Source organism: Roseateles flavus, assembly GCF_039872765.1.
GTDB lineage: Bacteria > Pseudomonadota > Gammaproteobacteria > Burkholderiales > Burkholderiaceae_C > Roseateles_B > Roseateles_B flavus.
Genome location: NZ_JBDPZC010000004.1, coordinates 327,221 through 347,354 on the forward strand (window position 1 = coordinate 327,221; position 20,134 = coordinate 347,354).

The 20,134-nt window shown below is 67.1% G+C and carries 17 protein-coding genes; 5 read left to right on the forward strand and 12 right to left on the reverse strand.

Annotation, left to right across the window (positions count from 1 at the left end; translation table 11 throughout):
- Positions 1-82 precede the first annotated feature (82 nt).
- Genes ruvC through ABDJ40_RS11245 form a run of 3 tightly spaced genes read right to left on the reverse strand, consistent with a single transcriptional unit; the run spans position 83 to position 2,280 of the window.
- On the reverse strand, positions 83-631 hold the full coding sequence (gene ruvC, locus ABDJ40_RS11235) for a crossover junction endodeoxyribonuclease RuvC (RefSeq protein ID WP_347609675.1): 549 nt from the start codon (positions 629-631) through the stop codon (positions 83-85).
- A 24-nt stretch (positions 632-655) separates the two neighbouring features.
- The gene (locus ABDJ40_RS11240; protein WP_347609677.1) at positions 656-1,654 is read right to left on the reverse strand and encodes a phosphatidate cytidylyltransferase; all 999 of its coding nucleotides are present in this window, start codon (positions 1,652-1,654) and stop codon (positions 656-658) included.
- A complete protein-coding gene (locus ABDJ40_RS11245) occupies positions 1,651-2,280 on the reverse strand; it encodes a lysophospholipid acyltransferase family protein (RefSeq protein WP_269630028.1) in 630 nt (209 codons plus the stop codon). The genes ABDJ40_RS11240 and ABDJ40_RS11245 overlap by 4 nt, the downstream gene beginning before the upstream one ends.
- Before the next feature lie 113 nt (positions 2,281-2,393).
- Between ABDJ40_RS11245 and ABDJ40_RS11250 the strand changes: the two genes are divergently transcribed.
- The gene (locus ABDJ40_RS11250) at positions 2,394-3,083 is read left to right on the forward strand and encodes a cupredoxin domain-containing protein (RefSeq protein WP_347609680.1); all 690 of its coding nucleotides are present in this window, start codon (positions 2,394-2,396) and stop codon (positions 3,081-3,083) included.
- 15 nt (positions 3,084-3,098) lie between these two features.
- Here the strand turns inward: ABDJ40_RS11250 and ABDJ40_RS11255 are convergent, their stop codons facing one another.
- Positions 3,099-4,697 carry a GMC family oxidoreductase gene (locus ABDJ40_RS11255; RefSeq protein ID WP_347609682.1) on the reverse strand — a complete coding sequence of 533 codons (1,599 nt, stop codon included), beginning with the start codon at positions 4,695-4,697 and terminating at the stop codon, positions 3,099-3,101.
- A 58-nt stretch (positions 4,698-4,755) separates the two neighbouring features.
- Positions 4,756-6,174, reverse strand: a complete 1,419-nt coding sequence (locus ABDJ40_RS11260; RefSeq protein WP_347609684.1) for a coniferyl aldehyde dehydrogenase — start codon at positions 6,172-6,174, stop codon at positions 4,756-4,758.
- Between the two features lie 250 nt (positions 6,175-6,424).
- Between ABDJ40_RS11260 and ABDJ40_RS11265 the strand changes: the two genes are divergently transcribed.
- Positions 6,425-7,456 (forward strand): 3-oxoacyl-ACP synthase III family protein, encoded by a 1,032-nt coding sequence (locus ABDJ40_RS11265; RefSeq protein WP_347609686.1) that lies wholly within the window; start codon positions 6,425-6,427, stop codon positions 7,454-7,456.
- Here ABDJ40_RS11265 and ABDJ40_RS11270 read toward each other — a convergent pair.
- The 3 genes from ABDJ40_RS11270 to ABDJ40_RS11280 form a co-directional block, all read right to left on the reverse strand.
- Positions 7,442-8,887: a carboxyl transferase domain-containing protein gene (locus tag ABDJ40_RS11270; RefSeq protein WP_347609688.1), complete on the reverse strand. Its 1,446-nt coding sequence runs from the start codon at positions 8,885-8,887 to the stop codon at positions 7,442-7,444. The two genes, ABDJ40_RS11265 and ABDJ40_RS11270, sit on opposite strands and share 15 nt — an antisense overlap.
- Positions 8,888-8,987: 100 nt before the next feature.
- Positions 8,988-9,746 carry an SDR family NAD(P)-dependent oxidoreductase gene (locus tag ABDJ40_RS11275; protein WP_347609690.1) on the reverse strand — a complete coding sequence of 253 codons (759 nt, stop codon included), beginning with the start codon at positions 9,744-9,746 and terminating at the stop codon, positions 8,988-8,990.
- Positions 9,743-10,744 (reverse strand): 3-oxoacyl-ACP synthase III family protein, encoded by a 1,002-nt coding sequence (locus tag ABDJ40_RS11280; protein ID WP_347609693.1) that lies wholly within the window; start codon positions 10,742-10,744, stop codon positions 9,743-9,745. The genes ABDJ40_RS11275 and ABDJ40_RS11280 overlap by 4 nt, the downstream gene beginning before the upstream one ends.
- A gap of 1,248 nt (positions 10,745-11,992) precedes the next feature.
- Between ABDJ40_RS11280 and ABDJ40_RS11285 the strand changes: the two genes are divergently transcribed.
- Together ABDJ40_RS11285 and ABDJ40_RS11290 are read left to right on the forward strand one after the other, a co-directional pair.
- Positions 11,993-13,858 (forward strand): GH3 family acyl-acid amido synthetase, encoded by a 1,866-nt coding sequence (locus tag ABDJ40_RS11285; RefSeq protein ID WP_347609695.1) that lies wholly within the window; start codon positions 11,993-11,995, stop codon positions 13,856-13,858.
- Positions 13,836-15,254 carry a hypothetical protein gene (locus tag ABDJ40_RS11290; protein WP_347609698.1) on the forward strand — a complete coding sequence of 473 codons (1,419 nt, stop codon included), beginning with the start codon at positions 13,836-13,838 and terminating at the stop codon, positions 15,252-15,254. Before ABDJ40_RS11285 ends, ABDJ40_RS11290 begins: the two co-directional genes overlap by 23 nt.
- 234 nt (positions 15,255-15,488) lie before the next feature.
- Here the strand turns inward: ABDJ40_RS11290 and purH are convergent, their stop codons facing one another.
- From purH to ABDJ40_RS11310, 4 genes are all read right to left on the reverse strand, one after another.
- Entirely contained in the window at positions 15,489-17,069 is a 1,581-nt protein-coding gene (purH, locus tag ABDJ40_RS11295) for a bifunctional phosphoribosylaminoimidazolecarboxamide formyltransferase/IMP cyclohydrolase (RefSeq protein ID WP_347609700.1), read from the reverse strand.
- A gap of 41 nt (positions 17,070-17,110) precedes the next feature.
- The gene (locus tag ABDJ40_RS11300) at positions 17,111-17,344 is read right to left on the reverse strand and encodes a Fis family transcriptional regulator (protein ID WP_269630014.1); all 234 of its coding nucleotides are present in this window, start codon (positions 17,342-17,344) and stop codon (positions 17,111-17,113) included.
- Positions 17,341-18,423 (reverse strand): tRNA dihydrouridine synthase DusB, encoded by a 1,083-nt coding sequence (gene dusB, locus ABDJ40_RS11305; RefSeq protein WP_347609703.1) that lies wholly within the window; start codon positions 18,421-18,423, stop codon positions 17,341-17,343. The genes ABDJ40_RS11300 and dusB overlap by 4 nt, the downstream gene beginning before the upstream one ends.
- 175 nt (positions 18,424-18,598) lie before the next feature.
- The gene (locus tag ABDJ40_RS11310) at positions 18,599-19,339 is read right to left on the reverse strand and encodes a substrate-binding periplasmic protein (RefSeq protein ID WP_347609706.1); all 741 of its coding nucleotides are present in this window, start codon (positions 19,337-19,339) and stop codon (positions 18,599-18,601) included.
- A gap of 243 nt (positions 19,340-19,582) precedes the next feature.
- Here ABDJ40_RS11310 and ABDJ40_RS11315 point away from each other — a divergent pair, with 243 nt between their 5' ends.
- Positions 19,583-20,062, forward strand: a complete 480-nt coding sequence (locus ABDJ40_RS11315) for a YqaA family protein (RefSeq protein ID WP_347609708.1) — start codon at positions 19,583-19,585, stop codon at positions 20,060-20,062.
- The last annotated feature ends 72 nt before the right edge of the window (positions 20,063-20,134 follow it).

Consider the following 20,134-nt stretch of genomic DNA (forward strand, 5'->3'; position numbering starts at 1 on the left):
CACCACGGGCACCTGCGTGCTTCCGGGTTGGCGTCGACCTGCCGGCTGCAAGTCGGGCAGAGGGGCGGAGGGATGGGCGCGCTCAATACGTCCGCCCCCCCTTGAACTGCGCATGCTGCCTGCGCTGCAAGGCGGTGTGCTTCCCCATGGCTTCGAAAGACACCCGGGCATGGGCGTGCATGATGGCGATGCCCAGCGCATCGGCCGCGTCCTTGCCCGGCAGGCCGGGCAGGTTCAGCAGGCGCTGGACCATGGCCTGGACCTGGTCCTTCTTGGCATGGCCGTGGCCGACGATGGCCTTCTTCATCTGCAGGGCCGTGTACTCGGACACCGGCAGGTCGCAGGAGACCAGGGCCGTCAGCGCTGCACCGCGGGCCTGGCCCAGCAGCAGCGTGGACTGCGGGTTCACGTTGACGAAGACGATCTCCACCGCCGCGCACTGGGCCTCGTAGCGCTGCTGCACCTCGCGGATGCCGTCGTAGAGGATCTTCAGCCGGCCCGGCAGATCGCCCGTGGGCACGCCGCTGGTCCTGATGGTGCCGCTGGCCACATAGCTCAGCCGCGGGCCGTCGGCGTGGATCACGCCGAAGCCCGTGGTCTGCAGGCCGGGGTCGATGCCCAGAATTCTCACGGCCGAGTCCTTATCGTTTCATGCTCACAGGGGCAGCTTGAAGTACCAGCGCACCGAATGGAAGAACACCGGCGCGGCAAAGCACAGCACGGCAATGCGGTCCAGCAGGCCCACGGCGCCGGTGATGTTGCTGCGGTTGCCCCAGTACTCGACGCCGGCATCCTTCTTCAGCGCCTTCATCACGAGGGCTCCGAAGCTGCCTGCGCCGGCCGCGATGAAGGACATCACCAGGGCCTGGCCGGCCTTGAAGGGCGTGATCCAGTACAGCAGCGTGCCCACGACGGCTGCCGTGAGCGTGCCCACCCACCAGGCGCGCATGGAGAAGCTGCGGCTGATGCGCCGGGCCAGGGGCCGGCGGCGCAGGCGCTTGGCGGCCAGGTACTGGGCGATCTGCCCGCAGGCTGCCACGATCACGAGGTAGAAGAGCAGGAAGGCGCCGCGGCCCTTGAAGCCGGGGAAGTCCAGCAGCAGCAGGGCCGGCGCGTGCGAGAGCCCGTAGACGCAGACCATGATGCCCCACTGGATCTTGGCGTTGCGCTCCAGGAAGCGGCGCGGGTCGTCCGCCAGCGCGCTGGCCACGGGGATGGCCAGGAAGGCGTAGACCGGGACCAGCACCGAGAAGATGTCGAACTGCCGCGTGCCCACCAGCACGTACTGCAAGGGCAGGATCACGAAGAAGGCGAGGATGAGGCTGCGGTGGTCACCGCGGCGCGTGTGCATCAGCGTGATGAACTCGCGCAGCGCCAGGAAGCTGAAGACGCCGAAGAGCAGGGTCGCGCCCACCGGGCCGGAGATCCAGGCCGCCCAGAACAGGCTGGCGAAGAGCCACAGCATGTTGAGCTCATGGCGGAAGCGGCCCCAGCCGCGGTGCCATTCGCTGTCATCCTCGTCCTCGGCCCGCTTCTTGAGCGAGAAGAGGAAGCTGCCGATGCTGGTGAGCATCAGCGCGCCGAAGAGCATGACGAACAGGAAGGCCACCTGCTCGCTGGAGTTGAGGGACTTGAGCCAGCGCAGGCCGTTCATTCGCGCCACCCGCCAGGTTTGAGAGCCATGACCTCGGCACGGGCGCGCTCCAGGAAGGCGCGCTTGTCCTCGCCCTCGCGGATCTGCAGGGGGGCGCCGAAGGTGACGGTGCACAGGATGGGCACGGGCACGACCTCGCCCTTGGGCATGACACGCTGCACGTTGTCGATCCAGGTGGGAATGAGCTTGACCTGCGGGAACTGCTCGGCCAGGTGGTAGAGCCCGGCCTTGAAGACCTGCGGCTCGCCCTTGTTGGACCGCGTGCCCTCGGGGAAGATCACCAGCGAGTCCCCCTTGGACAGGGCCTCGACCAGGGGCTCCAGCGGGTCTTCGTCCGGCGTGCTGCGGGTGCGGCTGACGTAGATGGCGTTGAAGACATTGGAGGTGAGCCAGGTCTTGAGCGGGCTGGAGGTCCAGTAGTCGCGCGCGGCGATGGGCCGGGTCGCGGCGCGCAGTTCACGCGGCAGCGAGGCCCAGATCAGCACCCAGTCGAAATGGCTCTGGTGGTTGGCGAAGTAGATGCGCTGCTCCGCCATGGGCGGGCAGCCTTTCCAGTGGCCCTGGGCGCCCGTGATCAGGCGGGCCAGGAAGGCCAGGAAGAGGCCGGTGGAGTCGGCAATGGACATGATGGGCGGGATTCTAGGGGGCTGAGGCGAGGCCCGACGGGCCTAGGATGGAGAGGAAACCCCAGGCGCCACCTCGCCGTGCTGCCACCCCCGCCCTTCAGGAGACCCAGACGATGCCTTCTTTCCCCTTGTCCTGGCCTGTGCTGCTGGCCGGCCTCATGAGTGTCTCGGCGGCCGCCTGGGCGGCCGACATGCAGATCCAGGTGCTGGACCGCACCGGCAAGCCCCTGCCCGAGGCCGTGGTGCTGCTGGACACCCAGCAGCCCGGTCCCCGGCCCGCCCCGCGCCTGGAGCAGACCATCACCCAGCAGCAGATGCGCTTCCAGCCGCAGGTGAGCGTGGTGTCGCCCGGCGCCAAGGTGGCCTTCACCAACCTGGACAAGTGGAACCACCACGTGCGCGGGGGCCTGAGCGGCCCCGGTGGCGTCTACCTGGACCCGACCCAGGGCTTCAGCTTCAAGCTCTCGGCCAAGCGCGAGGGCCAGCCCCTGGCCTCCGCCACCCAGCAGCTGAGCCAGCCCGGGCCCTATCTGCTGGGCTGCCACCTGCACGGCTCCATGCGGGGCCATGTCTATGTCAGCGACACGCCCTGGGCAGCCGTCAGCGACGACAAGGGTCAGGTCTTGCTCGCCGGCGTGCCCGAGGGCCCGGCCCGGGTGCGCGTCTGGCACGTGGACCAGCTGGTGGACGGCGCAGCGCAGTCGGTCCAGGTCAGCGGCGCCGGCGGCCTGGTGAAGCTCACCACGGCGATCGAGGCGCGGGCGCGCAAGCCCGCTGCGGAGGAGCGGCCGCCCGGCTATTGAGCCCTGCGCAGCGTCTCAGGCGGCGGCGCGCATCAGCAGCGCCGCCTTCTCCCCGATCACCATGCAGGGCGCGTTCGTGTTACCCCCGATCAGCGTCGGCATGATGGAGGCATCCACCACGCGCAGGCCCTGGAGGCCGTGCACGCGCAGTTCGGCGTCGACCACGGCCATGGGGTCGCGGCCCATGCGGCAGCTGCCCACGGGGTGGTAGACGGTGTCGACGCGGCGGCGCAGCAGGGCGCGGATCTCGTCGTCGGTCTCGGCCTGGGCCTGCCACAGCTCGCGGGTCCAGAAGGCGCGCATGGCGGGCTGGCGCATCAGCTCGCGGCTGAGCTTGAAGCCCTCCACGAGCTCGTCCACATCGGCTGGATCGGCCAGGAAGGCGGGGTCGATCAGGGGGCGGTCCTCGACGCGCGGACCGCCCAGGCGCACGCTGCCGCGGCTGCTGGGGCGCAGCAGGCATACATGGCAGGAGAGGCCGTGGCCCAGGCCCAGCTCGCGCGCGTGGTCGTTCACCAGGGCCACGACGAAATGCAGCTGCACGTTCGGCAAGGCCAGCTCGGGCCGGGTCTTGAGGAAGCCGCCGCACTCGGCGAAGTTGGAGCTGATCATGCCCCGGCGCTCGCGCTGGTAGCGGACGATGTTCTTCGCGAGCCGCAGACCGCCCTTGAGCGAGATGCCTACGGTGTCCAGGCTCTCGCTGAGGTAGCCGTGCACGAAGTCGGGGTGGTCCTGCAGGTTCTCGCCCACGCCGGGCAGGTGCTGCAGCACGGGGATGCCCAGGTCCTGCAGCTGCGCGCCCGGGCCCACGCCGGAGAGCATCAGCAGCTGCGGCGTCTGCAGCGCGCCGGCGCTGAGCACCACCTCGCGCCGGGCCTGGATCTGCACCCGAGGGCCGCCCAGGCGCGTCTGCACGCCCACGGCGCGGCGGCCCTCGAAGAGCACTCGCTCCACCTGTGCGCCGGTGATCACGTGCAGATTGGGGCGATGGCGGTTGGGCTCGATGTAGGCCCGTGCGGCGCTCCAGCGCTCGCCCTGGTGCTGGGTGACCTGGTAGACGCCGATGCCTTCCTGGTCCGCGCCGTTGAAGTCATCGCTGATCTTGAAGCCCATGGCGCGGCCGGCCTCCAGCCAGGCCTGGTGCAGGGGGCTGTCGGTACGCAGGTCGCTGACCTTCAGCGGCCCGTCCTGGCCGTGCCAGGGGGCGCCCAGGCGCTCATTGCATTCGTTCTTGATGAACAGCGGCAGCAGGTCCTCGAAGGACCAGCCGGGGTTGCCCAGGGCGGCCCAGTGGTCGTAGTCCGCGCGGTGGCCGCGGGCATAGACCATGGCATTGATGGCCGAGGAGCCGCCCAGGGTGCGGCCGCGGGGCTGGTAGCCGCGGCGGCCGCCGAGGCCGGCCTGGGGCACGGTCTCGAAGGCCCAGTTGTTGAGCGAGGTGGGGATCTGGAAGACGCCGGCGGTGGGCGTGTTCACCACCCAGCTGTCGCCGCGGCCGCCAGCCTCGATGAGCAGCACGTCCACCGAGGGGTCCTCGCTGAGGCGAGCCGCCAGGGCGCAGCCGGAGGAGCCGCCGCCGACGATTACGTAGTCATGGCTCTGGTCGAAGATCATGCCGCTGTTTCCTCGTCGGTGGCGTGGGGTCAGGTCTTGCTCGCTGGCCGGGCCGGGCTCAGACGATCTTGCGCAGCAGGCCGAAGACGGTCTTGAAGGTCTCGCCGTAGGGGGGCTGGAACAGCCGGGTGCCGGCGAAGCGCGACTGGACGAAGACGGGCTTGAGCTTGCTGAAGGTGTCGAAGCCCCATTCGCCGTGATAGGCCCCCATGCCGCTGGCCCCCACGCCGCCGAAGGGCTGGGACTCCTGGCCGAGGTGCCAGATGCAGTCGTTGATGGTCACGCCGCCGGCGTGGGTCTGGCTGAGCACCTGCTCGCGCGCCCGTGCGTCCTCGCCGAAGAAGTAGAGGGCCAGGGGGCGGTCGCCGGCGTTCACCTGGGCGATGGCCTGGTCCAGGCTGTCATAGGGCAGGATGGGCAGGACGGGGCCGAAGATCTCCTCCTGCATCAGCTGCATGGAGGCCTGCGCGCCCAGCACCACATGAGGCGTGAGCTTGCGGCCGGCGCCGGGGTCCAGCTCCTGCGGATGGCTGGGCAGGAGCTCGGCGCCCTGGGCCTTGGCGTCGTCCAGCAACTGCTGCAGGCGGGCCCGGTGGCGGGGGGTGGCGATGCTGGTGTAGTCCGGGTTGGCGTGCACCGTGGGCACCATGCGGCGCCAGTGGCGCAGCACGGCTTCGGCCAGTGGGCGGACCAGGTCGCGCGGGGCGAGCACGTAGTCGGGGGCGACGCAGGTCTGGCCGGCATTGAGCAGCTTGCCGTAGGCCAGGCGCGAGGCGCTGAGTTCCAGGTCGCAGCTGCGGTCGAAGATGGCGGGCGACTTGCCGCCCAGCTCCAGCGTGACCGGCGTGAGGTTCTTGGCCGCGGCCTGGGCCACGTGGCGGCCGACGGCGGTGGAGCCGGTGAAGAAAAGGTGGTCGAAGGGCAGGGCGGAGAAGGCGCGGGCGAGGTCGGCATCGCCGGTCAGCACGGTCATCTCCTCCGGGCTGAAGTGGGCGGCCACCATGCGGGCCATCAGGGCCGAGGTGGCGGGCGTCAGCTCGGAGGGCTTGATCATCACGCGGTTGCCGGCGGCCAGTGCGGCGATGGCGGGACCGGCGGTGAGGTAGTAGGGGTAGTTCCAGGGCGCGATGATGCCCACCACGCCCAGGGGCTGGGGCATCAGGGCATTGCTGCCGGGCATGAAATGCAGGGCCGTGGGCATGCGGCGGGTCTTCATCCAGCCGCGCAGATGCTTGATGGCGTGCTCGGCGCCGGTGATGCTGGTGAAGACCTCGGCCAGCTGGGTCTCCTGATGCGCACGATGGCCGAAGTCCTGCGCGATGGCCTCGCACAGCGCCTGCTCGTTCAGCCGGGTCATGGTGATGAGCCGCTGCAGGCGGTCCTTGCGCACCGCCAGACTGGGCATGGGCTCGCGCGCATAGGCGCCGCGCTGGGTCTCAAAGGCCAGTTGCAGGGTTTCTTGTGTGGAATGTTCCATCGCGGTAGGTCTCCTCCCGCGAGGCTAAGGCCAAAGCGCAGCCCCACCAAGCGTGCCGACCCTTGGCTAGAGATGCCCATCTAGTTCCTCGGTTTCAGCGGTGGGCGCCGGATGCGACGCCCGCCTTGTCTGGCCAGTCGGGACTCAGGCAGCGCGCAGTCCGGAGGGCAGGCCGGGGAATGGAGCGGGGCGCCGGCCACCGTGGTATACAGCGTCCGCAACATAAACATTCGGGAGGAGCACCGGGAAAATGCTGATCAATCACAAGGACGCCGTTGGCTTCGCAATAACTGATACCGCCACCTGTGACTTCGAGGCACTGGAGCAGGTCGACAATTCAGAACTGCTCCGCCGGTTTGGCCGCAGCACAGGCTCTGACCGTGTTTCCAGGTTTCTCGTGCAGGAAATGGGGATTGAGCGGCGCCACCTCTGCCCGCCGGGCAAGAATGCGCTGGACCTGGCGCGCGATGCGCTAGGGCGCCTGGTCAGGCAATGCCCGCGGGTGCTGGAGGATGCAGATTTCCTCATACTCTGCGGTATTTCCAATCCCATGCCGGTGACGACGACCAGCGCCCTGCTCGCGGGCGAGTTCGGGTTTCGAAATGCCAGCTGCTGGGATTTGAAGTCGGGATGCTCGACGGGCGTGCTGGCCCTGATCCAGGCCCAGGGCTGGATGCAGGCGGGTGCACGGGGAGGCGTCATCGTGTGCGCCGAGACGCTCAGCAAGTTCAGCGATCCGGACGTCCTGCAGATGAGTGCCTCTGTCGGCGACGGAGCGGTTGCGCTGTTCGTCGAGCGGTCTCAGGACTGGACCCTGAAATCCGTCGTCCATGGAACGGATGCATCCCTGGCCCGCAGCATGATCGTCAATGCCACCTTTCCTCCCGGTCCTGGGGAATACAGGCCGGAGGACTACTATTTCACGTTCAACCAGAAACCCGAGGGCATTGAAGCCATCGGGCGTTATTGGGTGAGTTCCCTGCGGCAGCTTCTGGAAAATGCAGGTATCTCCGGCGCCGATGTCCAGCATTATTTTGCGCATCAGGTCGACGCGAAGAAGAATGCGGCCGTCGCAGAAGCCTGCGGCCTCCGCCGCGAGGCGGTGGCCACGAATTTCTCCGATTTTGGGAACATGGGCTGCCCCACGGTATTCATCAACTACCACCGGTGGCAGCAGAAACGTGGGACCAGCTTCGCCGATTTCGCGCCAGGGGCCTCCCTCGTGTTTCACGCCGTGGGCGGCGGGGTTTCCTGGGCGGGCCTCTGCCTAGTGCGGAGATAACTGCCGCAGTATGTTCTTGGAGGAGCGGCTGGGCTCGAGGAGGAAGCAGCTCACATAGCGCCGGATGTCCGTCTTTCGGATGACGGCGTCCACGGCGCCGGAGGCGATGAGGTCGTCCAGATTGGGGGCCTGGGTCTGTGCGACCGAATCCCACTGCTCTTTCAATTTGGCGGATCCGGCCAGCAGCTGGTTGATGATCTTCTCGTGCATGATCCCCATCGTCGACCCTTCCAGGCCGAAGAGGTGCTGGCTGCCGAAGACCTTGGGGAAGCCCAGTACGCAGGCGCCGCCGAAGGCCCGCCCGACCACGATGCCGAGCTTGCCGTAAGGGTACTGGATGATCTGCTCGGCCACGCCCAGCATGCGCTCGATCAGCTGCAGGTTGTTGCCGTCCATGCGGGGATCGGCACCCGGGGTGTCCAGCAGCGACAGCACGGGCAGCTTCAGTTGCTGGAACAGGGTCAGCGCCTCGGAGAACAGGGCCAGGCTTCGCGCCCGGATCATGTTGTTGCTGTTCCCTACCGGGTTGGCCAGGATCCCGAACTTCTGGCCCCCGATGACGGCGATATAGGCCCGCAGGCGATCGTCATACTGGCGAAACAGCTCGACGTAGCCGTCCGTGAAGCTGGAGATCAGGCGGTCGATGGCCGGCCGCTCCTCGTCGGTGTCGGCGGCAGCTTCCTCTTGACACTGAGGGCTCAGGCCCGGTGCCGTCCCATGGAAGGCCGTCAGCAGCTCCCCGACGCGCGCCAGTCCGCCCGGCAGGTCGTCCGCCAGCTCGTGAATCAGGTCCGTGCGCCGGAACTGGTGCTCGGCGGCGGCAATGTCGTCGAACTTCACGCCACTGCCAAACACCATGCGGCACACCTCGGGGCCGGTCAGGTTGACGAAGGTGTCCTCCCTGACGGTGAGCCGGTAGTGTCCCAGCCCGAAGATGAGCACGCCGATACCCAGCACGTTGCCGTGCCCGAGCGTGATGACCAGATTGCGCCGTCGGTAGCGATCGATGGCAGGCAGCACGGAGAAGGCCGGCTCGAAGACGGTGCGCCCCTCCATGAATCTGACGCCCAGGGAGCTGACCTTGATGACCAGCGGCAGATTGAAAGCGGACAGGGCCTGCAGGAAGGCGCAGAGCCGGTGCGAGATGTCCTTGCCAATGCTGCCGCCCTTGACGCGGAAGTCGCTCCAGATCAGCGCGACGGCGTGACCCTGAAAGGTCGTGCGCAGCAGCCATGTCCCGTCCAGGGCCGATCGCTGCACCTGCGCGGTCGAGCGTGGCACAAAGAACTCCGCCACGCTCCCGAGTTGGTCCCGGAGCGGGCCGAGGAAGGCGCAGTCGGACACCCGTTCGGAGATCCAGTGGTATTCGGTTTCTTCGCTGGAAACAGGGCGCTCGGCGCGCTGCTCAAGCCTTTCAGCCTGTGGAATCATGAAACACCTCCCTTGGTTTGATATTGGGTGCTGCCGGCGGTCTGGCGGCCTGTGGCCGAGGCCGTGCCGGCCAGCTTCTTTCTTGTCTGGTCCGGCGTCCCTACAGGTCCAGCTCCCGGCCCCTGGGCTCGGCGTTGGCGTCGGCCAGCAGTGAGACGATGGCCTCGGCCACCTGGGCTTCGGTCAGGGGTAGCGGCTGTTCCGCGGCTGGGAGACGCCTGCGCAGGCGCTCGGTGCGCTCATTCAGGACAATGCCTGGATTGACGAGGTGGCACCCGATGCCGGCCGCCCCGTACTCGCTGACGATCGTGTTCTTCAGGCCGACGAGCGCGCTTTTGCTCACGTTGTAGCTCACCTGTCCCGGAAGGCCGTGCCGATAGGCCATGGAACCCACCAGAACGATTCGCCCGGCACGGGCCTGGCGCATGGCGGGGAGCAGGCGCGACAGCAAGTAGAAGGTATGCGTCACATTGGTGGTCAGCGTGTCGGCGAACAGCGCGTAGTCCGTGCTGTGCGTCCTGCCCGGCCCCTGCTGGTGGACGGGATTCACGCCCACGTTCGCTACCAGCTGCAACACGGGTGGCAACCCATGCAGGGCTTCCAGCAGCTGGTCAATGGAGGTCCTGTGGCGCTGGTCGCAGACCACGCCCCGCACCGGTCCGCCGCTACGGCCCTGCAGGCTTGCGACGGCCTCATCCAGGCGCGCCTGGTTGCGGCCGGTGATCACGAGAGGGCCCGGTGCTGTGGTGGCCAGCCGCTGCGCCACCTGGAATCCGATGCCCGCGCTGGCGCCGGTGACCAGGGTGGTGAAGGCCCGGGAGGCGTCGGTGTGCATGTCCTGTTCCTGGCGTTCGCTCATGCGGGCAGCGACCAGCGCAGGATCTGGGCGCCTCCGGTGAATCCCGCGCCCATCGCGCACAGCAGCACGCGGTCGCCGAACTGCAGCTTCTTCCCGGCATGGGCCTGGGCCAGCGCAATCGGGATCGAGGCGGCCACCGTGTTGCCGATGTCCGGGAAGCTGATGTGCGTCTTGTCTGCTGGCACCCCCAGGTCCTCGCAGACGGACTGCAGCAGGTACAGGTTCGGCTGGTGGAACAGAAAGAAGTCAACGGCGCTTTGCTGCAGCTTCGCCTGGCTGAGCACGGCCTTGACCAGCCCCGGCACGCCCACGCTGGCGTTGTGCGATACCCGTTGCCCGTCCGGCATGACCAGTTGCGCGCTGGCTGTGGCCGCCGTGCCCACGGAGGGCACGTAGACCGCATCATGTCCGGCGCCGTCGGCATAGAGGTAGCTGGCCAGGAACCCGCTGTCTTCTGCGGCGCCTGAGTCCTTCAGGCGGCTGATCACCACGGCGCCCGCACCGTCCCCGTACAGAAAGGCCGTGCGCCGGTTGCTGAAGTCAAGCGTGCGCGAGCGAACGTCGGCGCCGATGACCAGCACATGCTCGTCGCCGGTCGCCAGGTAGCGCAGCGCCTGATCCACCGCATACACAAAGCCGCTGCATGCGGCGCAGACATCGTGCGCAGGGAAGCCGCTGGCGCCCAGCTTGTGCTGCACGACGCAGGCCGTCGACGGGGACAGGTAGTCGGGCGTGGAGGTCGCGACGATGATCCGGCTGAGCTGCTGGGCCGGGAGACCCGCCTGGCTGAGGGCCTGCTTCGCGGCCTCTGTGGCGATGTCCGAGGTGCTGCGGCCCTCGGAGAGGAAGTAGCGGCTGTTGATGCCGATCGAGTTCTTGATGAAGGACGGCTTGATGCGGATCGCATGGCGCTCCGCCAAGGCCGCGTTATCGAGGAACTCGTCTCCCAGGGCGTAGCCAGTTCCCGTGATGGCCATCGGGTGTGGGCAAGCAAACATCAATCCTCCTCCAAGCTGGGTGCTGTGCACCGTCCAACTGTTATGGGCCGGCGTTCGCCGACCGATCGTTTTCCAGGCCGGCGCGCCGTCGTCCGGGGCCTGGAGTCCTGCAGCGCGGGGCGTGCCCCGGGGACGCTTCATTTCGACATCCGCCAGGCGACCTCCCGATGGCTACCAGGCTTCAGCGCCAGGCACGGCGTCGCCCTGGCAGGGCATTTCGCCGGCCGGGCCGCGCAGGCGGACGACGCCCGGGGCGCGGCGAACGGAACGCCGATGCCATCGAACGGCGGGGCCGGCACCCGGCGGGTGCGTGGCACGCCGCAAGAGGTGTTCAGGCCCGCGGTGGCCGTGCCGAGCACGGGCCGGGTGCCTGGGCGCAGGCTCCCCGACGCGAGGGCCGGGCCGGACCGCGGGGCTCCGCCAGGCGGCGCGGCGATGTGCCGATCAGTGCCTCCCCTGTCGCCAGCTCACCGCGGGTGAACCCGTGCTGCACTGCGAGCCGGTGCATCGACCCGCGAGGACAAGTGGACGCCAGAGGGGACTCCGCAAGTGCCCGGTCCTGGCCGGAGGGCGGCCCGGCTTGCGCGTCGCCAGCGGCATTCTTGCGGCGATGAGCGCGCGCCTCCTTGCGTGCATGCATGCCCCGTCCGGGCTCGGCGTCGTCTGCGTCATGTTCTACATCGTGACCGCGACTCACGCTCTCGAGGAGAGACCTTGTGCGGCAATTGAAGTGAGACCCTAATGGGTTAGCTGTCGCTATCGAATACTGCCGTTGATAGTGCGCGGCGATTCTATGGAACTTGCTTGTCAGATCAAGCACACCCCCGCCAGGGGGGGGTGATTTTGCGTGGCAGGAGTGGCGGGCAACAGACAGTGGATGCCTGGCCGGGTCATGCAGTCCATCAGGTAGAGCGCGCCCGCGGGCTCCAGCCGATAGGCCGCCTGGGCGCTGCAGGCGGAGGTGTTTCCATCGATTGACAGACCTGTTCAGGCTGCACGGCGCGGTGCTGCCTCCGCTGCCGGTGCCCCTGACATCGGGGATCGGCGCGAAGGCAGGGGAATGGGTGGGGGTTGTTTGTAAAAAAAGGTGTGCCAGGCTTCCGTGAAAGCCTGATGTCGCAAGCCTTGAATACCTGAGACGATACGCGACCCTGGCGCTGGCCTGTCTGAAATCGGTACAGTCGCGCCCGATGCCGGGGCGCTGGCGAGGTGAATGCCGGACCTGGCGCTGTTTCAATAACTGGTTACATGGAGTCTCCAGCGCGTGCGCGCCGCCAAGCCAGGGCGCGCCAGGTGGTGGCGCTGGCCCGGTCCGGGCTCGCCGGCTCCTCGACCGACCCCAAGTTTTCTGCTGATGACCGCCGCCGGCGCTGTGGCCAGCCGGCGGCGTTCATGCATGACTCAAGGACACCGATGCTTTCCAAGAAACTCGTCGAATGGGCTGCGAACCTGAGCAAGCGCCTCAGCTATGGCAGGTTGAGGTACTACCAGGATGATCCGCAGGCCATTCAGGAAAAGATTCTTCGGAGGATCCTGAAGGAGAACCGCGACACGACCTTCGGCAGGGACCATCGTTTTGCGGAGATCAAGTCCTACGAGGACTACAGGGCCCGGGTCCCGATCCGGACCAGCGCGATGTATCTGGATTACCTGCAGCGGGTCTACCGTGGTGAAAGAAACGTCATCACCAGGGAGGATCCGTATTACTTCGCCATGACCACCGGCAGCACGGGGGATTACAAGTACATCCCGATCACCGTCAGCAGTCGCAAGGAGGTCAGTCGGAGCATCCTGGCCTTCATGCACCTGCTGGAAAAGAACTATCCCGTCATCCAGCGCCATTCAGTGCAGTTCCTGGTCGGCAACGGAGACGGCGGGCATTCGCCGGCGGGCGTGCCTCAAGGTTTTGTCAGTGGCTTCAACTACAAGAACCTGCCCAAGGCCATTACCCGCCGCTTCCTCATTCCGTACTGGGTGTTCACGCTGAGCAATCCGCATGATTGCTACTACACCATGGCGCGCTTCATGATCGATGCGGATGATCTGGTGGCAATCGGTGCCATTTCGCCGCTGAAGATCATCAACGTCGCCAAGTCCATCCTCGCCAACACCGGGAAGCTGGCGGCCGACCTGAGGCAGCAAAGCCTCAGCCTGAGTCCCGAGAACCAGTCACGCGCACGCGGGCTTCGCTTCCGGCTCCAGCCGGAGAAGCTGGCGGCCCTGGAGGACTTCAGCGAGCGGCTGCGCCAGGGGGAGGATCCCTGCCCGGTTGCGCTGATGGGGATTCTGTTCAATCGCCTGCAGATCTTCGTCACCTGGAGCGGTGGGAACATGTCCTATTCGCTGATGGAGCTGCAGAGGTACTTTGGCAGGAAGGATCTTTACGAGATGCCCTTCTCCGCCAGCGAGGGGACGTTCTCGGTCCCGCATCAGGCGAATGCCAAAGGGGGCATTGCCGCCATCACCGGGCACTTCCTGGAGTTCATCCCTGAGGCCCAGATCGACCTCGATCGGCCGGAGGTCCTGCCGGTGTGGGCGCTGGAGCAGGGCAAGACGTACTACCAGGTGGTGAGCACCATGGGGGGCTTGTACCGCTACAACATGGAAGACCTGGTGCTGGTCAGCGGCTTTGAGGGCAAGGTGCCGGTGCTGGAGTTCCTGTCGAAGCGCGCGCGCCAGGTGTCGATCAACAACGAAAGAATCACCGAGAAGGATGTGACCGACGTCACCAGCGCCGTCTGCAGGCGGCTGGGCGTGCGTTTTGATCATTTCATCTTCTTCCCGACGCAGGAGCGTTTCTACCGGCTCGTGCTGGACCGCGACCTGCCCAATATGCAGGAGTTCCTGGGCGAGGTCGAGGCGGAGCTGCGTCGAATCTCCATGGGCTACAACTGGGAACGCGCCGGCCTCAGCCTGCTGCCCTTGCGAGCCTCAGTGGTGGATCGCGATGCGCTGGCGGCTTATGTCCGCAGCCGCCAATTCAAGAGCAATCTGCTCAGCGGCCAGTTCAAGCCCATCCACCTTTCCAATGTCTTCAATGGTGATCAAGAGTTCCCTGTCGTTAAAGAATACAAACTGGAGGATGCCTGCAATGGACAAACAATCGAGGCTTGAACTGCTGACCGAAACCCTGGCCGAGAATCACTTCAAGCTGTCGCCCGTCGGCCTGGACTTCATACGGTACGCGCTGCAGAACGAGGAGTCGGAGCAGGCCCGGCTGGGCGATCGCGACCAGCAGCCCGTCTATGTCCAGAACTACCCCTTCGAGCTGCAGATGCTGCCGCTCTTCCTGAGCCATGCGAAGTCGCAAGAGTGGGGCCAGGTGGCCGTCGACCTGTTCTCGATCTACAGGAAGCTGGTGCAGGATCTGGCCAGGCAGGACCCCGTCCGCCTTGCGCAGTACTTCAAGAGCGACTGCGACGAGGACCTGCTGACGCTGTTCGAGGGCGACACGGGGCTGGACTACTGCCTGGCGCGCGGGGATTTCATGTCCACCGCCGAGGGATTCAAGCTGCTGGAGTTCAATGTGTCCGGGAACCTGGGCGGTTGGGGCATCTATCTCTTCGAGGGCATGTACCGGGCCCAGCCCCTGATCAAGCGCTTCATGGAAGGCCGTGACCAGACCTTCAGCACCTACAGCCCGCTGAACGAGATGGTGACGCACATCCTGCGCGTCAGCACGATGTACCGGCGGCGACTGGGTTTTGCAGATCCGCGGCTCAATGTGGGCGTCTTCGTCGAGAAGCCCGAGCGGCTTGCCGAGGCGGAGGACATGATCGCGAGAATCAAGCGGCAGCTGCTGTCACAGTCCTCGCTGGCGATTGACTTCACCTGCTGCACCCACGCGGACGATCTGATGCTGGAGGAGGGGGCGGTCTTCACGAAGCAGGGCCGGCTCGATTCCATGCTGCTGTTCGGGCGGCCGCAGCTGCTGCCTGAGTTCGTTCATCAGCTGAGCCAGCAGGGGCGCTTCCCGATCTTCAATACCCGCAGCTCCACCATTCTTGGGCAGAAGTCCGGGCTCAGTCTGCTGTCCGAGCATGCACAGTCGCCACTGGCAAGCGACGAGGAACGCCAGCTCATCAACAAGCATCTGCCCTGGACGCGGCTGGTCCGCCCGGGATCGATCGTGTATCAGGGGGTGGAGCAGGACCTGCTGGCGTTGCTGCTGCAGCGCCAGGACGGGTTCGTCATCAAGCCCATCGACGGGCTTCAGGGGCGCGAGGTGAGCGTGGGCAACCGGCTCGATGCCGCGTCATGGCAGGCGGTGGTGGACCAGGCGCTCGCCAGGCCTGGGCAGTACATCGCCCAGGAGCTCTGCGTGGCGGAGCGCCTGCTGGCCAGGAACCCGGCGGGAGCTTTCGAGGAGCACGACGTCATCTGGGCTCCCTTCGTCTTTGGTGGCCAGTTCGCCGGCAGCTGCGCCCGGACCTCGCCCAGCAACAACGAGACCGGCGTCATCAACGCGCATCGCGGCGCCACGGACGCCATCACCTTCCTCACCGCCTAGGCCTTGCTGCCCCTCCGCCTGCGGACCGGTGCCCCCGGCAAGGGGGGCAGCCACCCGGGGCGGTAGGGAAGAGCGCCCGGCGTCAGCCGGTGCTCGACTCCAGCGAATACCGCTGATCCGGCTTCGCCGGCCAGTCGGTATTGCCTCCTTGAGGGGGCTGATGCCTGCTGAAGGACCGGGCCTCTGGCCCGGTGCGCCCTGCAAGGGGCCGTCAGGCCGTAGGGGGTGGCCCGTTCAGTGCCGGAAGTGGCGCACGCCGGTGAAGACCATCGCCACGCCGCGCTCGTTGGCGGCGGCGATCACTTCCTCATCACGCATGGAGCCGCCCGGCTGGATCACGCAGCTGGCGCCGGCATCGGCCAGCACGTCCAGGCCGTCGCGGAAGGGGAAGAAGGCGTCGCTGGCCACGACCGAGCCCTTCAGGTCCAGGCTGGCGTTGGCGGCCTTGATGGCGGCGATCTTGGTGGAGTCCACGCGGCTCATCTGGCCGGCGCCCACGCCCAAGGTCATGCCGCCGCCGCAGAAGACGATGGCATTGCTCTTGACGTACTGGGCCACGGTCCAGGCGAACATCAGGTCTTCCAGCTGCTGGGCCGAGGGCTGCAGGGTGGTGACCACCTTCAGGTCGGAGGCCTTCAGGAAGTGGTTGTCGGCGCTTTGCAGCAGCAGGCCCGAGCCGATGCGCTTGCTGTCGCCCAGGTTGCGGCCCTGCAGCCAGGGCGTGTCACCGCCCGGGGGCAGGGCGATTTCCATCAGGCGGACGTTGACCTTGCTCTTGAAGATCTCGCGGGCCTCGGCCGTGAAGCCGGGGGCCATCAGCACCTCGACGAACTGCTTGGACACCAGCTCGGCCGCTGCGCCATCCACCTCGCGGTTGAAGGCGATGATGCCGCCGAAGGCGCTGGTCGGGTCGGTCTTGAAGGCCTTGGCATAGGCCTCGGCCGGCGTCGCGGCCACGGCCACGCCGCAGGGGTTGGCATGCTTGACGATCACACAGGCCGGGGCGCTGAAGGACTTGACGCATTCCCAGGCGGCATCGGCATCGGCAATGTTGTTGTAGGACAGCTCCTTGCCCTGCAGCTGCTTGCCCGTGACGATGGAGCCGGGGGCGGGATACAGGTCCCGGTAGAGGGCCGCGGTCTGGTGGCTGTTCTCGCCGTAGCGCAGGTCCTGCACCTTCACGAAGGTGCTGTTCATCTGGGCCGGGTAGGCGGCCAGGCTGCCGTCGTCCTGGCGGGCACTGAGGTAGTTGCTGATCGCGGCGTCGTACTGGGCGATGCGGTTGAAGGCGGCCACGCTGCAGGCGAAGCGGGTCTGGTCGCTGGTCTTGCCCGCGGCCTTCAGTTCCTCCAGCACGCCGGCGTACTGGGAGGCGTCGGTCAGCACGGTGACGTCCTTCCAGTTCTTGGCGGCGCTGCGCACCATGGCCGGGCCGCCGATGTCGATGTTCTCGATGGCGTCTTCCAGCGTGCAGCCTGCCTTGGCCACGGTCGCTTCAAAGGGGTAGAGATTGACGGCCAGGATGTCGATGGTGGCGATGCCATGATCGGCCAGGGCCTTCATGTGCTCGGGCACATCGCGGCGGGCCAGCAGGCCGCCGTGGATCTTGGGGTGCAGGGTCTTGACGCGACCGTCCAACATCTCGGGGAAGCCGGTGTGGTCGGCGACCTCGGTCACCGGCAGGCCGGCGTCGGCCAGCAGCTTGGCAGTGCCGCCGGTGGACAGCAGGCGCACGTTCAGCGCGTGCAGGGCGCGGGCGAAGTCGACGATGCCGGTCTTGTCGGACACGGAGATCAGGGCAGTCAGTTGCGTCATGGTGGACTCGGGATGGTGGGGATTCGGTGAGACCGCTGCGTTCAGAGCAGCTCGTGGTCGCTGAGCTTGCGGCGCAGGGTGTTGCGGTTGATGCCCAGCCACTCGGCGGCCTTGCTCTGGTTGCCGTCGGCCTTGGCCATCACGACTTCCAGCAGGGGCTTCTCGACCAGCTTGATCAGCATGTCGTGCATGGAGTGCGGCACCTCGCCGTCGAGGTCACGGAAATAGACCTCGAGGTTCTCGCGGATGCACTGGTCGATGGGTTTGGGCGTCATGCCGATAGCCTTTGTTCTTCTGCGTCGTCGTCGTTGGCCGCGTCCAGGGCGGGCGGGAGATAGGGCAGGCGCTCGTGCTGGTCGGCCAGGGCGGCAAACCAGTCGGAGAGGGCCCGGACCTGCGCCTCGCAGCTGTCCAGCCGGTTCATGGCCTGGCGGAAGTCCTCCCCGCCGGGCAGGGCCTTCACGGCCCAGGCGATGTGCTTGCGCGCGCTGCGCATGCCGCTGTCGCTGCCGTAGAGGCTGTAGTGGTCCTGCAGATGCTCCAGCAGCCAGTCGCGGGCCTCCTGCACGCGCGGCGCGGGCAACTGCTCGCCGGTGGCCAGGAAGTGGGCGATCTCGCGGAAGATCCAGGGCCTGCCCTGCGCCGCGCGGCCCACCATCAGCGCGTCGGCGCCGGTGTGCTGCAGCACCTGCAGGGCCTTCTCGGGGCTGTCGATGTCACCGTTGGCGACCACCGGGATGCCGATGGCCGCCTTGACGGCGCGCAGGGTGTCGTATTCGGCCAGGCCCTTGTAGCCCTGCTCGCGGGTGCGGCCGTGGATGGTCAGCATCGCGATGCCGGCGTCCTCGGCCATGCGGGCCAGGGCCAGGGCATTGCGGGCTTCGGCGCTCCAGCCGGTGCGCATCTTCAGCGTCACGGGGACGTCAAAGGGCCGGCAGGCCTCGACCACCGCGCGCACGATTTCCTCGGCCAGCGGCTCGTTCTGCATCAGGGCCGAGCCCGCCCACTTGTTGCAGACCTTCTTGGCGGGGCAGCCCATGTTGATGTCGATGATCTGGGCGCCGCGCTGGATGTTGTAGACGGCGGCCTCGGCCATCATCTGCGCCTCGGTGCCGGCGATCTGCACGGCGATGGGCGCGGTCTCGCCCTCGTGGTTGGCGCGGCGCGAGGTCTTGAGGCTGTTCCAGAGGTCCTTGCGCGAGGTCACCATCTCGGAGACCGCATAGCCCGCGCCCAAGCGCTTGCACAGCATGCGAAAAGGGCGGTCCGTCACCCCGGCCATGGGCGCCACGAACAGATTGTTCGGCAGCACATGGGCGCCTAGCCGCAACGGGGTGGGCAGGAGGGAAGGCATGGGAGGGGGCGGGCGGCTGCTCAAAAAAGAGGCAGGATTATAACGCCCGCCACCTCCGTGATCGTCGCAGGGGCGGGCGAGGCCCCCGCGTCTGACCCGTGCGGACGAGACGGATTGCGCAATGCGTCACGAGCATCGAGCGCCTCGGTCCGCACCGCTCACGCCCGCCGCACCCTCATTGCCCCGGCACGTTCTGCTTGCGCCAGAGCTGGATGGACTGGCCGATCCAGTCGTTCATCTGCGTGGTCCTGGAGAGCTTGTAGACGGCCCGCGCCAGCTTGCCGCGCAGCTCCGGCGTGTTGCAGGCGGACTTGTGCGACAGCGTCAGGTACAGCGGCTCCTTGGCCACGGCGCCGTCCAGCTGCTTGATGTCGGTGATGGCCATCTTGGCCAGGAAGGCGTCGCCGGGGCTGTCCTCGTAGACCAGGTAGTCGGCGCGGCCCTTCTGCAGGATCTGGATGGCCTGCTCGAGGCTGGCCACCTGGGTGATCTTGAGGTTCTCGCGGGCGTAGCGGTCGAACTCCTCGCCGAAGCTGTTGTTGATCACGGTGACGCCCTGGCGGCCCTGGAGATCGCCCCACTTGCGGTACTTGAGCTTGCTGCCGTCCTTGGTCCAGACCGCCGAGCGCGTGTCACGGAAGGGCGGGTGGAAGTAGTCCATGTACTCGGTGCGCGGCACGGTGAAGAAGGCGCCGGCGATGAGGTCGACCTTGCCGGCCCGCACCTCCTCCTGCACCCGGCCCCAGGGGCCCACGTAGCGCACCTCGATGGGGATGCCGATCTCCTTGGAGAGCCACTGCATCATCTCGGCATTGGCGCCGACAAGCCGGCCTTCGTCCTCCGGGGCGCGCCACAGATAGGGCGGGTACTGCGGATTGCCGGACGCCAGCAGATGCTTGCAAGCCTCCTGTGCCATGGCCGGGTGGACCAGACCCAGCGCCGAGCCCAGGACTCCAAGACAGACGAACCCAGTCCTCGCGAAATTCAGCATTGCCCGTGACCTCTTTGATGGCCAAGCCCGGATGAGGTCGTACTGACCCTGATCCAGGTGTGCGCTCCCTGAACCACTGAGTGTGCATGCCTTCCGTCATGGGTGCAACCCGACAGGTCAAGGAACTGTGGCGTCCCTCGCATAATGGCCCGCATGGAGCAATCGGTGATGAATGCGCTGGCCGCCATGCTGGCTTTTTTCTCCCTGCCGCAGGTGGGCCTGCCGGCGATCTTCGTGATCGCGCTGGTGTCGGCCACGCTGCTGCCGCTGGGCTCGGAGCCGGCGGTGCTGGCCCTGGTCAAGCTGGAGCCGACGCTGTTCTGGCCGGCCGTGCTGGTGGCCACGGCGGGCAATACCGTCGGCGGCGCCATCACCTGGGGCATGGGTTACGGCGCCGAGCGTCTCTACGAGGGGCGCGCCCACCACAGCCCTGCCAACAAGGCCTTGCGCTGGCTGGAGCGCTTCGGCCCGCGCGCCTGCCTGCTGAGCTGGCTGCCGGTGGTGGGTGACCCGCTGTGTGCGGTGGCCGGGTGGCTGAAGCTGCCCTTCTGGCCCTGCCTGTTCTACATGGGCATCGGCAAGTTCCTGCGCTACCTCTGCATGACGGCCCTGCTGCTGTGGGTTTTCCCGGGCCAGTGGGGCGCTTGATGCGCCTCAAAGGCGGCCACAATCCCAGCCACGAGTGGCCGGCCGCCTGGCTGCCGCCGGCCGGGCGTCGAG